The following is a 13,575-nucleotide window of genomic DNA, read 5'->3' on the forward strand; positions in this document are numbered from 1 at the left end:
GTGTCAGGAAACCGGAAGCAGAAGATCCAGCTCACGCCGCCAGTCCCATCGTTCCTGTGGCTGCACCGCATCCGGCATCTGTCGTTCATAGAGCTTCATATCAATACCGCACCGGTCACAACAACTGGCAAGCGCCGTCCGGTGCTCCTGAGAGAAGTACCTTCCCAGTGCTTCCCTGCGGCATGTCGCTTTCGAAAGCCAGTTCCGCATCTCCTCTAATTTATCATATCTTTCGTTACGGCGGCGGAAAACCGCACCGACAAGCTCCCCGCACTGTTCCGGGAATGACGAAGAGATTTCGAACTCCCACCCTTCTTTCGAGCGGCGGGGTCGATGTATCCATTCCATCCGTTCCATATGATAGAGCAGAATGGACAAATGCTGAACTTCAAGCGCCCACCGCTCCAGGGCTTCCTGTTCGGTTAGCTGTATAGTTTGGCCGCGATGAGGTTTAAGGAATGCTGTAAATCCACATATCTGCTTCTCGCCCGGATACTCTTCGGCGATAAGCTGCCCGGGCAGCACTCCGTCGTCAGGCGTCGATAAGAGGCAAGCATACCCAGGTGCGCCGTCCCTGCCTATACGCCCCACTTCTTGCAAGTACGATTCAATATCCGGCGGAACATGGTAATGCAATACAAAACGAATATCCGATTTGTCGATTCCCATGCCGAATGCGTTCGTGGCGAAAACGATATCCAGTTCATTATTTATGAATTGTTGCTGAATCAACATCCGGTCTTCCGCCCCCATGCCTCCATGATAAAACGCACAGCGCCCGATATTGTGCTCCTGTGCCTGCAAAAACGCGCGTTCCGTGCTGTTACGCGAACGGAAATATACCAGGCCCGGACCTTTCAACGTCCGCAATTTCTCAAACAGAACCGCTTCCTTCTCCCGTTCATCGGAGAGAAATGCTACATCATAGCAAATATTCTCTCTGTTGATCGACTGCAGCACAATATGGTCTGCAGGAATTGCAAGCTGACGGCAGATGTCCCGCTGCACCGCTTCGGTCGCCGTCGCCGTGAGCGCCAGCACCGGCGGATTTCCCAGCTGCCGAATACAGGCATGCAGCCGCTGGTAATCGGTGCGGAAATCATGGCCCCACTGAGAAATGCAGTGCGCTTCATCGACGACAAACAATGAAATTGGGATATGCACGAGCTGCTCCATGAACGCTTCCTGCTGCAGTTTTTCCGGGGACACGTATAAAATCTTCACTTTCCGTTCCATAACCTGGCGCATCTTCCAACGCTGTTCTCCTATCGAAAGTGTGCTGTTAATATATTCCGCATGCTGAATGCCCCTGCGCCGCAATTGGCGCACCTGATCCGCCATCAGCGAGATCAACGGCGAGATAACGACAGTCATCCCGGGGAACAGCAGTGCGGGCAATTGGTAGCACAGCGATTTGCCGCCACCGGTCGCAAGGATGCCGAGCGCATTCTCACCCACAAGCGGATAGCGCATAATATCAAGCTGTCCGGCCCGAAATGCATTATATCCAAAATAACGTTTAAGCGCTGCATGCAGCGCCTGTTCTTGTGCTTGTTCTATGGTTGTCCACCTCCCCTGGGCGCACGCACGGATGCAAGGCGAATCTCAAGATAGCTATATTCTTCACCCGCCTCCCGTCTGATTTCCCCGATTTTCTTTGTTCCCTTCTCCCGCATAATTGCGTGAATTCGATCCATCTTCTGCCGGGATACGAACCGACTAATATCGAAGGAGGGGTCGGCAATGGCAATTTCAACCAGATGATCCTCGATTGTGCCGGGTTTAAGCCTGCGCCGCTTTACAATCTCTTTAAATGAATAGCCCATATCGAGCAACGCCTTTGTCTGCTGTGCCGTCCGGGTCAACATCGCCTCGCCCGCCCGGCTGTCAGCAAGCTCCGACAACACCGGATAGGCACCGGAAGCCAGGCGCGCAAGCTGCTCTGCGGCCAATCTAATGATATGCAGAGCCGCGGCTCCTTCATCCGTTCCAATCGCGTCTGCCAGTTGCCTGTATGTCAGGCCTGCTCTCGCTTTTCCACTTAGGCGGCGCAGGATAATCTGACGCTCTTCCTCCTCTACTTCTCCCATCCAGCGAGCGATCTCTTGCTTCGTTTGTAATGCCAGGCTGCGCTTGTCCGCATATGACATAATAACCCGTTTTACTTCCTGCTGCAGCTCCCGCTGCTCCACTACAGGATAAAACAATGTCTCCTGGGCGATAAGATGTGAAAGCGTTTGAATAAAAAGGGAAAACTTCTTCCAAAAGCGCACCGCCCGCACTTTTTCATGGACGGAAGCAACCGCCGAGAGACAAGCCTCATACCGAAACTCAGCATTCAGCTTCCGCAACTCTTCTTTCCCTGTCATGGAACAGTAGACCTGCTCTTTTTCTCCCTGGTGCACCTCGATCCATCCGCGCTCGATAAGCGCATCCAAACGACTCCGCACAGCCTCGCCGGACACGTTTCTCATTATGCCGTACAGCATCGATGTGCCAAAAAGGGCCGCGTCGGCGATGACCTGGTTGTTTTTGCGTCCTCTGAGCAAATGTACGATGGCCTGCGATGTCCGCTCGCCGCGAAAACGTGCGGCGGCCACGAGAAACAGGCCTTCTTCAAATCGATTCTCCATCTCTATGTTTTCATTCCTTACATTCGGGTAAGTAGTTACTGTACCTATTTATAGTGTAGCGCTCTCCCGGGTGGAGAGGAAGAGATGTTTTTGCAGCCTGTTCATTATTTTTTCTTAACCATCTTGATATTCATAGGTACAATGTTTACAATGGGGGAGGAGAAGTAGACAACATCTTTTCTTAGTAATTGTGGAGGTGAAGATAGAATGACTACATGGGTTGACAAAGACACTTGTATCGCATGTGGAGCTTGTGGCGCAACAGCTCCAGATGTATTCGATTATGATGATGAAGGTCTGGCTTTCAACAAAATCGATGACAACTCTAACACTGCCGAAATTCCGGACATCTTGTTCGATGATGTTCGTGACGCAGCTGAAGGTTGCCCGACTGATTCCATTAAAGTTGAAGAATAGGAACCAGGCTGCTGCAAAGCCTGGGACTATCCGAAGTATTCATTCAAAGCCTAACCGGTCCGGTTAGGCTTTTTCGCTGCATGTCATCTCCTTATCTTTATGTTCTTCTACACTGACGAACATGCTCTTTTCCCCGTTTTACAACCGCGATGCCGCCCATAATCGTAGTCATCACAATCCCGCTGATTGTCACGAGAAATGCAATCTATCCGAAGATAAAGTACCCGACAAGTTCTCCCCAATCGATATCTCCTTTTAAACCGGTATACAAGAAAAGACAATTGACAACTCTTCTAATTGCCTATATCCTAAAGTATGTCATAAGTATTCATAAGCATTCTCGTTAGGCGAGGCTCCAGTTCAAACACAGGCCACTGCCCGGAAACGTCGAGAGACGCCAATGGGTAGAACAGGTATTGCCGGATTAAGGCTCTACTTAAGGTGGCTGAGTCATTACTCTACGTTGTTCTGTGCCGAAGCTCAACCAGGAGAATACGCGGAACGTACGGATTTTGTTTTCGTATGCGTTCCTTCTTTGCGTTTACGGCTTGAACGAATGAAGCCTCTCCTGGGCATACGGGAGAGGCTTTTTTGTGCAAATGAGGAGAAAAGAAAGAGGAGAAGAGGAAAGAAGAGCCAGGGAAGAAAAAGGCGTTCGTCTTTTTCTCCATTGAAATCATCCTCTCGTTCGCTTCTCTCTTTTCCTTCGTACCGCAAAAGTCAGCCGTCCTTCCCTGAAGTACAAGTAGTACTGACTATCATAAGGTTAAGGAGGGATACCCTTGATCAAAACCTATTTTTACAACCATTCTAGTCAGGAGATGCTCCATGATGTGGACTTAAATAAAATTGATGAATTTCTCCATTCCAATGAGGACTTGCTCTGGATTGATTTGTTTAATACAAGCAACCAAGAACTCCACTACGTCGCCAAGCTGTTTAGCTTTCACCCGCTGGCAATCGAAGACTGCCTGCAGCACAGCCCACGCGCAAAAGTAGATGACTACGAGGATTACCACTTCTTCGTGTTTCATGCGCTGCGCTATCATGAAGAAAGCGATAATGAGATTACGACACTTGAGCTGAACGTTTTTATGGGACCGAATTATATCGTAACCATTCATAAGCGGCCGATGCCGTCGATCGGACGTATTGCCGCCGCTTGTCTGCAAAGCAAAGAATACATGAACCGGGGGGCAGACTATTTGCTCTACTCTATCATTGACGGGATTACGGACGAATACTTCCCGATTCTTGATCGGATCAGTATCCGGATTGATGAGATTGAAGACGAGATGTATGAATACGACATGGAGCTTGTAACGGAAGAGTTCCTGGCGCTCAAGCGGACACTGATTCTCATCCGCCGCGTTATTCTGCCGCAGAAGCGGGTGTTCGCTACAATCAACGGTCAGTGGCTGTTCCCCATTCAAGAGGATAACGTACCGTTCTACATTGATTTGAAAGACCACCTGGAGCGGATCGCCGATTCCACGGAAACATTTAAGGACCTGGTAAACAGTGCGCTTGATACGTATTATTCGATTGTCAGCGCGAAAACGACAGAGAACCTGAACATCCTGACGATGATTTCCACCATCATGCTTCCGCTAACATTCGTGACCGGATTTTTCGGCATGAACGTGCCGTTGCCGTTTCAGGATTCACCGTATACGACGCTCGTAATCTTCGTCATGCTGACGGCGCTTTCGTGGTGGATGTGGTGGTACCTGCGCAAGAAATTTATGTAACATCCCCCTGCTATAAGATCGCCAAACGGTTAATAGAATTCATTTGTGTGATTTGCGTCTATTTTCAAAAAAATGTTGCGCAAAGTCAAAACTATTGAGTATAATAAAATTAACTAAATCCATCAGCCGGGAGGCATACGCATGAAGAAGCCACGAAGAACCGGACGCATTGAAAAAGTAACAGAATTGCTGTATCTGATGGGCGTCTTAACGCAGGAAGAACGGGAGCAAATCAAAAAAACATCAACCAGACAAACGAAATAATAAAAGGAGCGGAAAATTCCGCTCCTTATTTGTCTCCCTTCGCCTTTATCGCCACCAAACAGCGACCAAGCCGCCGATCAGGGACGCCATTAGGTTCACCATATCGTTCGTACACCATGCATACCCCCTCATTACACGTGTCGGCTGCTGACAATGCTCCGTCCGCTCCGTCCCTTTGCCGCACGCTTCACAGCGGTACATCTGCTGCCATGTTGCTCCGATTGCACTATCCACAAGGCTTCCGGTCAGGCCGCCCAATGCACCGCCCACAAGATACAGTAATGGAAACTCTCCTTCGGCAAGCCATGTAAACAAAATCGCCATCACGCCGATAAATATACCTCCCAGCAAGGAAGCAAAAAAACCCAGGCCGCTAATTCCGCCCGATGTTCCCGGCTCTACCTCGCGCCACGTGAAAATATGACGCGGTTTACGTCTGGCAAGCACGCCGATTTCCGTCGCCCACGTATCGCTTGTTACTGCTGCCATCACACCAATATAAAACGCATACCACATTTCTTCGCGACCAAGGAAAAATGCTCCCGATACCGCAACAAGCCCAAGTCCGCCGTTCGCCGCAACCTGCAGCCAGTCCCGTGTGCCTGTTTTCGCAAACAGGTTCTCTACTTCCCGCTTCGCCTCTTTCTTGCGGTGCGACAGCAGGCTGGATGAAACAAAAAACGCAATGAGCAGACCGTACCACCGAATATCGCCAAGCGCATACATCAGCGTACCGAGCAAGATTGCTGCGGCGGCCCCGCTTGCCGAAAGCGACCGCTTCCAATACGCCACACCGGAAATCAGCAGACTTCCTACAAATCCGATGAGAAAATCCATTCCCATCCTCCTCTCTTCTCAGGATGTGCTTTTCTTATGAAATGGAACTTGCTATAATGAAGCAGAATCCCCCACGGGACAAGAACGATTAAAAAGAGGAGGAGTCTTCATGGCTTTTGAAAACAAAGTTGTTGATGTATTCGTTGAAATTCCGGCCGGAAGCCAGAACAAATACGAATTCGATAAAGAAGCAGGCGTATTTCGTCTGGACCGCGTCCTGTTCTCTCCGATGCACTATCCGACCGAGTACGGCTATCTGGAAAACACGCTGGCGCTTGACGGCGATCCGCTGGATGCGCTTGTGCTGACCACATTCCCGACATTCCCGGGCTGCGTTATCTCTACCCGCATCATCGGTGTACTCATTATGTCTGATGACAAAGGTCAGGATGAGAAGCTGCTGGGCGTACCGGTTGACGACCCGCGCTGGAACGATGTGAAATCCCTCGATGATATCCCGGCTCATATCACGAAGGAAATTTCCCACTTCTTCGAGCGTTACAAAGACCTCGAGAACAAAGAAACAAAAATTGAAGGCTGGGAAGGTCCGGAGAAAGCGGCACAGCTTATCGACGAGTGCCTCGCCCGTTATGCGGAAAACAAATAAGCCTGATTGTACATACGAAAACCTCCCGGCCGGGAGGTTTTTCCGTGTGGAGCGTGGGGCCCGAAGGGGGAAAAAGAGCGGCAACGCCCGCGAATTTTTCTTATGCTCTATCCGCTTTCGTCTCCCCTGTAATTCCATGCGCTTCGCGCAGGCTCCGGATCCCCTCTTTGCATACGCCTTCGGCAAGCCATGAGCAATCCGCACATAACGTATCCAGATCGTCCGGCTCCACCATTCGTGCCGTACGCCGCACCAGCCATTCCTTACGGTAGGTTCCTTCCGGCTCCAATTCCAGATGGCGAATGACATTTGCATCCATTCGCTTGACAGAAAGGTCGGAATCCTCGTCCGCTTCGCATTTCGCCTCTCCCCTGTGTGGACAGGCGCTGCACGCTTCATCGAAACCGATCGTCACTTCAAGCCAAATATCGCATTCTGGATCGCGGACTTGCTCCACAATCTCCTGCATCTTCGCTATAAATGAAGGGCTGTATCCCATGCCCTGGAAACCATGCACGCATAATAGGTGGTGGCCACGCAGTTTTCTAATCTCCACTCCTTTGCCCTCCTTTACTCTGTATCTTATCATGGCATCTCCCTGTTGTACCACGCAAGGGAATTTTTCGCGCAATTTTTTGAAAGCGGATTCCCGTCCTTCCCCCTTACTTTCATAATTTTTTTACGATATAGGAATACAAATCAGCTTTACATCCTTGCAGCAACTTGATAGAATAAAAATAAAGATTTAAGCTAAACCCGAACATTGTTATGAATAAAAATAAAAATGTTAAGTTTTTAGCTGAAAAATGCTTGACCCAGTTTATTTTACATGTTAAATTATTATCAGACAACAAACAATATACATAAACAGCGAAGACGGAGAGAAACTGCGGTTGCGATTCTCCAGAGAGCCGGTGGTTGCTGCGAACCGGTGAATCCCCTGTCGTTTGAGCGCTCCTGAGCTGTCAGGCTGAACCGGAAGAAGTAGGTCTGAACGGAAGCCCCGTTATAGGCATCGGTCCGTCACCAGCGGACCGGTTGAGGCTGCTGTTGTGAAACAGCAGTGAATGAGGGTGGTACCGCGAAACGAAGCTTTTCGTCCCTCACTGCAAGTTGCAAGCTTGTAGTGAGCACGAAAGGCTTTTTTATTTACCAAAAAATATATTCCAGGGAAAAAGGCGCCATGCGCCGCGGAGGTGTAGATACTATGTTTAAAGTTTTAGTAAGCGATCCATTAAGCGAGTTTGGTATCCAGAAGTTGCTCGACGCAAAAGATGTTCAGGTGGACCGCAAGACCGGCCTCTCCGAAGCCGAATTAATCGACATTATCGGAGAATACGATGCGCTGCTCGTACGCAGCCAGACGAAAGTGACACCTGCTGTAATTGAAGCGGGCACAAAGCTCAAAGCGATTGGCCGCGCCGGTGTAGGTGTCGATAACATCGATCTGACTGCTGCTACCAATGCGGGTATTGTCGTAATTAACGCACCGGACGGAAACACAATCTCTACGGCCGAGCACTCTTTTGCGATGATCATGGCGCTCGCCCGCCGTATCCCACCGGCCTATAAGAAGCTGATCGAAGGCGAGTGGGACCGTAAATCGTTCACCGGAGTGGAATTGAACAACAAAACACTCGGCATTATCGGTCTCGGCCGTATCGGAGCCGAAGTAGCTAAACGCGCCAAGGCTTTCAATATGACCGTCATTGCCTACGATCCGTTCCTGACCCAGGAACGTGCCGATAAACTGGGCGTAAAATTCGGTACGCTCGATGACGTCGTAACACAGGCTGATTTCATTACTGTGCATACACCGCTGACAAAAGATACGAAATATATCATCAACACAAAAGAGTTTGAAAAGATGAAAGACGGCGTACGTATCGTAAACTGTGCACGCGGCGGCATCATCAACGAAAAAGCGCTCTATGAAGCGATCGTAAGCGGCAAAGTGGCCGGGGCGGCCCTTGACGTATTCGAACAGGAACCGCCGGTGGATAACCCGCTGCTTAAACTTCCGCAGGTTATCGTAACGCCGCACCTCGGCGCTTCCACCGTGGAAGCACAGGAGAACGTGGCGATTGACGTATCCGAAGAAATTCTGCACATTCTGCGTGATGAGCCGTTCAAAAATGCGGTGAATCTGCCGTCTATCCCGGCAAATGTGATGGAGAAAGTTAAACCGTACTTTGAATTGAACGAAAAGCTAGGATCTTTCATTGCGCAAATTGCAGTAGGCGGCCTGAAAGAAGTCGTCGTAACTTATTCCGGCGATTTGAATGACATCGATACGGCGGCGCTGACCCGCACAACGCTTAAAGGCATCCTGGCCTACCATTTAGGTGCGGCAGCTAACTATGTCAATGCGCCAATCCTTGCAAAAAACCGTGACATCCATGTAACAGAGCAAAAGTCCACATATGGCGGAGGCTTCAACAACCTTGTTACCGTCACGTTGAAAACAAGCCAGGAAGAAAGAACGGTTGCCGGTACGCTGCTGAACGGCTACGGCCCGCGCATCGTAAAAATCGACGGCTACTCCATCGACCTTGTACCGCAGGGCAATCTGCTGCTCGTACACCACAATGACCGTCCGGGCGCCATTGGCCGTGTCGGTACACTTCTCGGCAATAATGACGTCAACATCGCGACGATGCAGGTGGGACGCCGCGATGTGGGCGGTCAGGCAATTATGCTGCTAAGCGTGGATAAAGAAGTGAGCCCTGACGTTCTCGACACGTTAGGCGAGCTAAATGAAATTAAAAGTGTAACGCAAATCGAGTTGTAATTTACCTGGCAAAACTGCTCGATGTCTTCTTATATTAAGCGGCTCAACACTTAAGAAAGCAAAAACCCGGTATGTAGGCCTTCATGGACCTGCATGCCGGGTTTCATTTTTACAAAATAGTTAAAATCTGCGTCATGTCATCGAGGATGTAGTCGGCTTTTAGTTCTTCAAACTTGGCGCGCGCTTCCTGGCCGGTCAAACCGGTTAGCGTCGCCGCGAACTTGCAGCCAATGCTGCGGGCCGCCATATAATCCGCTACAGAGTCGCCCACCACAAGAATCTCTTCGCCGTTTTCAATCGGCAGCGCTAAACCGAAGCACTCGTCGTCATGGCAATCCATGCCGAGCATCCCTTTGATATAACAGTACGGCTGCGGTTTGGCGAGCGGTGCACGATCCGGATAGCGCTTCTCCGCATCCAATACGTCACTTGCGGTTACAACACGGTTCGGATTGAAATATTGAAGCAATCCCATCGCTTTAAGCGGCTCCACCGTTTCGATGCGCGGACGTCCTGTTCCGATGCCAAGCTCATAGCCGCGACTTTTCAACTCAGCCAGCACTTCGGCCATTTTTGCCGGCTCTACAATCGGAATTTCGTCGTCCAGGAAGCCTTTTTTACCTTTCTGGTAGGCTGCACGGCCAATCGAGTCGGCGACAAGACGATCGCCTAAGTACCATTCCTGGAATGTCTCCTGGCAGAGGTCCCACAGTTCGCTGTTGCGCGAGAAAATGGTCGTCTCGATGCCTGTCTTCTCACGCACCAGGTCATTCAGATACAGAAGCAGTGCCTGCTTCTCCGCCGTGCTCTTCTCAAAGTCCGCGACAAACGCGGCATAGTCCACCGTAAAATCTATCCCCTGCGCCAGCTCTTTCACCCTGGCAATGGCTTCACGGTGAATTTGTGACGTCAGGATGCCTCGTACTTCTTCAGACTTCGTTTTGTGCAACTCAGCCAGCAGACGTACTAATTGGTAGGAAAATGCCAGATACACCATATCCCAGTTAGCGTTAATCCCTCTTGTTTTAATGAAATTTAATACTTTATCGTGATCGAACACTTCGGCGCGTACACGGCGGATGACACTTTCTTCCGGCGCCGGCTCGAACGCATCACCGGCAAGGCCGATGTATTTGGGGCTGTACAGCATCTCCCACACCGTCAGCGCCGAAGCGTCAAAGTAACGCTCTTCACTTAATAAAACTCCGTCTACGTCAAATAAAATGGTACGAAACATTTTTTCTTCCCCAGCTCCTCCGACTTGTGTAATATGCAGTTGCTTGCTAATCGAACTCAACACGAACATTTTAACATATTTCTAATAAAATAATCGCCTTTTTCCGTAAATTTCGTTCAGATAAAACTATGGTAAAATAAAAGCCAGGAGGCGATAACAATGGAACTGCAATCCATACATAACAAAGTTGTGCTAATCACAGGCGCAAGCAAAGGTATCGGGCGGGCCATGAGCCTGCTGTTTGCGGACAAAGGGGCCACCGTCTATGCGATCGCACGCAGCGAATCGCAGCTGAAGGAGCTGGCAACTGAAGCCGATAATAAACAGGGGTGTATTATTCCTTCTCCGTGCGATATTAGAGACAGCAGCGCCATCGAACGTCTTATCGGACAGATCGTACACGAAGAAGGGCGAATTGATGCACTGGTTAACAATGCCGGACTCGGCCATTTCGGCCCGATACATGAACTGACAGAAGCGCAATGGGATGAAATGATGGACGTCAATTTGAAAGGCGTATTTCTCTGTACGAAGTACACCGTCCCCCACATGATTCAGCAGCAGGGCGGCCATATCGTCAACATCTCCAGCGTGGCCGGCACGGTTACGTTTCCGGGAGGCGGAGGATACTGTACGTCGAAATTCGGCTTAATGGCATTCACCGATGTACTGACGCAGGAGTTAAAACCGCACAACGTAAAGGTGTCCGTTATTTGCCCGGGTTCCGTACAGACGGAATTCGGCCAGAGCGCTCCGAAAGAGTACGCGCTTCGTCCGGAAGAGGTGGCGTACATGGCGTATCAGATGATTGCAGCCCCGGAACACGTGATTATGAATCAGTTGATTATGCGTCCGGTTGTGCCGCAGCATCTGCAAAAGGGAAAATAACATAGAGAAAGTTAGAGGACAAGAAAGATGAAAAGAAAGCACCTTGCATTACTCACCCTGGCGCTTGCAGCAGCGCTTACTACTACAGCATGTTCTTCCAATCAGGGGCAGCAAAGCTCCCCTGCCACCGGACAGGAACAGAAGCAGCCAGTCAAACAGTGGGACAAGGCTCCGGCCATGCAAATCGATCCAAACAAAACATACATTGCGCATGTGGAAACAAACAAAGGCAAGTTCTCGATTGAGCTGTTTGCAAAAGATGCGCCCAAAACCGTCAACAACTTCGTTTTTCTCTCCAAAGAGAATTTCTATGACGGCGTCATCTTTCACCGGATTATGAAAAATTTCATGATCCAAACAGGGGACCCGCTCGGCAATGGCATGGGTGGACCCGGCTATCAATTTGAAGATGAACTGCCGTCAAAACATAAATACGAAAAAGGCATTGTCGCCATGGCGAACTCCGGTCCGAATACGAATGGCAGCCAATTCTTCATCGGCAACGGTGAAGGCGTGGAAGGATTGAACAGTCAGCCGAAATATACCATATTCGGCAAAGTTATCGACGGAATGGACACGATCGAGGCTATCTCCAGCACGCCTGTCGCCCAAAACCCGCTCGGCGAATTCAGCTCACCTGTAGAGAAGGTGTTCATTAAAAGCATCAAGATTGAAGAGAAATAAAAGAAGATAAGGCTCTCTGCACGCGGGTTTCTTTTCCCTAAGGAGTAATGCTGTCCGCTTGGCCGGTCTCCGGGCTGACCTATCAAACATCTGGGCCTCTCGAAGAGGGAGACTGTGATAGGTCGTATCCGCCCTACAACCGGTAAAGCTAAGCGAGGAAAAGAAAAATGCTTAGCAGAGAGCCTTTATCTTCTTTAATTGCTTACTCTCAATTACTTGATGTCTTTTCATCATTTCCTCTTTACAATAGCTACTGTGCAGCGTGATACACAGATGGGCTTGTCTTCTTCGATGGTAGAATCGTATTTGAGTGTACTACATACGCATGCGGCGAGAAGGTATAGGGGATCAGGAGTAAGAAACACATAGCAAAACAGCGCCCGCAAAGGCGCTGTTATTGTTTAAACCTTCGAAAGTCAACCGTATCAGGTAAACGACCTTCTTCCATCAAATCAGCAATTGCAGAAAGCATCATTGAGATTTTTCCAGGTTCATATTCTTCATCACAATCCGGTTCATCACATTGATAAGTAGGGACGTTATGGATGACGTATGTTTGACCATCATTTCCGATCCATCTAACAACCTTTTCTTCTTTTTTCATAGACCCTCCGCACTCACATTCCATAGTTTGTCGTGCCTCCTGTCTCTTTCTAAAAGGTGCAACTGTCATAACGCATCCCTCCCTACAAAGTATTAATGCTTATATTCATATATACCACTACCTACATGGTATAAACTTATTCTTCGTTCTCTTCATAGTCCTTCAACAAAGCCAGTTTAAACGCTTCCAGTTGCTCCATCATTCCGGGCTTGTCCATTATCTGCTCCTTCAACGGCTGCAAATCGTCAGTCACAGTTACGACAACCACTTGTTTATGACCTCTTTTACGGAATGAAATAGAAATGTCGAAACGTTCCTCTTTGCTGTAAGTAACTGTGTACGTTAGCCTTGGATGACCTTTCCATTCCGCTTCCGGGTGTACCATGTCACTTTCTTTTATAAGGCTGATAATTTTATACATACTTTCAGATTTTGGACGCCTATTCTTGTCCGCGCTTCCGTCTATTCTTTCTGAAATGCGCTCTCTTGCGTGTTTGGTGAGTTCGACGATATTTTCATCATAAAGTGTTATCTCGTCCTTACCTATTGTTCTCGTATTTTTTTCATTTAATACATGATCGGGTTGGTCGTCTTCTAATTCTACCTTAATTCCGGTATCACGATTTCTCCATCCTCGCTGCGTATCTTGGGGCGCGGTATCTATGATTTTTCTTTTCTGAGCGTCCGATAGTTTAAATATATCTCTAAAATGTATTGTTTTATCGGCCATTGCAATAGGGAAACGCACACTTAGTTCCTCTTTTCTCTCCCGTGTACTACTTTATACTACTTTAAAATAACTTTACACATTGTACCTGTATTTGTAAATAATATTTTAATAGAATAACCATACCTATTTAAG

Annotated in this window: 14 protein-coding genes, 1 riboswitch and 1 other annotated feature; of the genes, 7 read left to right on the top strand and 7 right to left on the bottom strand. The window is 48.9% G+C overall.

Annotated elements, in window-relative coordinates; genetic code table 11:
* Positions 1 to 3: 3 nt before the first annotated feature.
* Both ADA01nite_RS06035 and ADA01nite_RS06040 read right to left on the bottom strand, forming a co-directional pair.
* Complete coding sequence (locus ADA01nite_RS06035; protein ID WP_146809061.1) at positions 4 to 1,593, bottom strand: RecQ family ATP-dependent DNA helicase; 1,590 nt, start codon at positions 1,591 to 1,593, stop codon at positions 4 to 6.
* Positions 1,557 to 2,633, bottom strand: coding sequence for a YpbB family protein (locus ADA01nite_RS06040; RefSeq protein WP_146809062.1), 1,077 nt, complete (start codon positions 2,631 to 2,633; stop codon positions 1,557 to 1,559). Before ADA01nite_RS06040 ends, ADA01nite_RS06035 begins: the two co-directional genes overlap by 37 nt.
* A gap of 207 nt (positions 2,634 to 2,840) precedes the next feature.
* Between ADA01nite_RS06040 and ADA01nite_RS06045 the strand changes: the two genes are divergently transcribed.
* The 3 genes from ADA01nite_RS06045 (at position 2,841) to ADA01nite_RS22815 (ending at position 5,065) form a co-directional block, all read left to right on the top strand.
* A complete protein-coding gene (locus ADA01nite_RS06045) occupies positions 2,841 to 3,050 on the top strand; it encodes a ferredoxin (protein ID WP_027417451.1) in 210 nt (69 codons plus the stop codon).
* Positions 3,051 to 3,382: 332 nt separating this feature from the next.
* A riboswitch (M-box (ykoK) riboswitch) is annotated at positions 3,383 to 3,548 on the top strand.
* A 284-nt stretch (positions 3,549 to 3,832) separates the two neighbouring features.
* Positions 3,833 to 4,801 (top strand): magnesium transporter CorA family protein, encoded by a 969-nt coding sequence (locus ADA01nite_RS06050; protein ID WP_146809063.1) that lies wholly within the window; start codon positions 3,833 to 3,835, stop codon positions 4,799 to 4,801.
* A 141-nt stretch (positions 4,802 to 4,942) separates the two neighbouring features.
* Positions 4,943 to 5,065 (top strand): hypothetical protein, encoded by a 123-nt coding sequence (locus tag ADA01nite_RS22815; protein WP_281285989.1) that lies wholly within the window; start codon positions 4,943 to 4,945, stop codon positions 5,063 to 5,065.
* 45 nt (positions 5,066 to 5,110) lie between these two features.
* On the opposite strand, the gene ADA01nite_RS06055 is transcribed toward ADA01nite_RS22815, so the two are convergent.
* Positions 5,111 to 5,902: a DUF92 domain-containing protein gene (locus tag ADA01nite_RS06055; RefSeq protein WP_146809064.1), complete on the bottom strand. Its 792-nt coding sequence runs from the start codon at positions 5,900 to 5,902 to the stop codon at positions 5,111 to 5,113.
* Between the two features lie 109 nt (positions 5,903 to 6,011).
* Between ADA01nite_RS06055 and ADA01nite_RS06060 the strand changes: the two genes are divergently transcribed.
* Positions 6,012 to 6,509: an inorganic diphosphatase gene (locus tag ADA01nite_RS06060; protein ID WP_146809065.1), complete on the top strand. Its 498-nt coding sequence runs from the start codon at positions 6,012 to 6,014 to the stop codon at positions 6,507 to 6,509.
* A 100-nt stretch (positions 6,510 to 6,609) separates the two neighbouring features.
* Here the strand turns inward: ADA01nite_RS06060 and ADA01nite_RS06065 are convergent, their stop codons facing one another.
* Entirely contained in the window at positions 6,610 to 7,098 is a 489-nt protein-coding gene (locus tag ADA01nite_RS06065; protein ID WP_371863541.1) for a DUF1284 domain-containing protein, read from the bottom strand.
* Between the two features lie 275 nt (positions 7,099 to 7,373).
* Positions 7,374 to 7,616, top strand: a binding site (T-box leader).
* 100 nt (positions 7,617 to 7,716) lie between these two features.
* On the opposite strand from ADA01nite_RS06065, the gene serA reads away from it, so the two are divergent.
* Positions 7,717 to 9,300, top strand: coding sequence for a phosphoglycerate dehydrogenase (serA, locus tag ADA01nite_RS06070; protein WP_146809067.1), 1,584 nt, complete (start codon positions 7,717 to 7,719; stop codon positions 9,298 to 9,300).
* A gap of 109 nt (positions 9,301 to 9,409) precedes the next feature.
* On the opposite strand, the gene ADA01nite_RS06075 is transcribed toward serA, so the two are convergent.
* Positions 9,410 to 10,537: an HAD family hydrolase gene (locus ADA01nite_RS06075; protein WP_146809068.1), complete on the bottom strand. Its 1,128-nt coding sequence runs from the start codon at positions 10,535 to 10,537 to the stop codon at positions 9,410 to 9,412.
* A gap of 159 nt (positions 10,538 to 10,696) precedes the next feature.
* Between ADA01nite_RS06075 and ADA01nite_RS06080 the strand changes: the two genes are divergently transcribed.
* Positions 10,697 to 11,425 (top strand): SDR family oxidoreductase, encoded by a 729-nt coding sequence (locus tag ADA01nite_RS06080; RefSeq protein ID WP_146809069.1) that lies wholly within the window; start codon positions 10,697 to 10,699, stop codon positions 11,423 to 11,425.
* 27 nt (positions 11,426 to 11,452) lie between these two features.
* Positions 11,453 to 12,109, top strand: a complete 657-nt coding sequence (locus ADA01nite_RS06085) for a peptidylprolyl isomerase (protein WP_146809070.1) — start codon at positions 11,453 to 11,455, stop codon at positions 12,107 to 12,109.
* A 394-nt stretch (positions 12,110 to 12,503) separates the two neighbouring features.
* Here ADA01nite_RS06085 and ADA01nite_RS06090 read toward each other — a convergent pair whose 3' ends face one another.
* Positions 12,504 to 12,782: a YgiT-type zinc finger protein gene (locus ADA01nite_RS06090; protein WP_146809071.1), complete on the bottom strand. Its 279-nt coding sequence runs from the start codon at positions 12,780 to 12,782 to the stop codon at positions 12,504 to 12,506.
* Positions 12,783 to 12,849: 67 nt separating this feature from the next.
* A complete protein-coding gene (locus ADA01nite_RS06095; RefSeq protein ID WP_146809072.1) occupies positions 12,850 to 13,461 on the bottom strand; it encodes a hypothetical protein in 612 nt (203 codons plus the stop codon).
* Positions 13,462 to 13,575 lie beyond the last annotated feature (114 nt).

This window comes from Aneurinibacillus danicus (assembly GCF_007991215.1).
Lineage (GTDB): Bacteria > Bacillota > Bacilli > Aneurinibacillales > Aneurinibacillaceae > Aneurinibacillus > Aneurinibacillus danicus.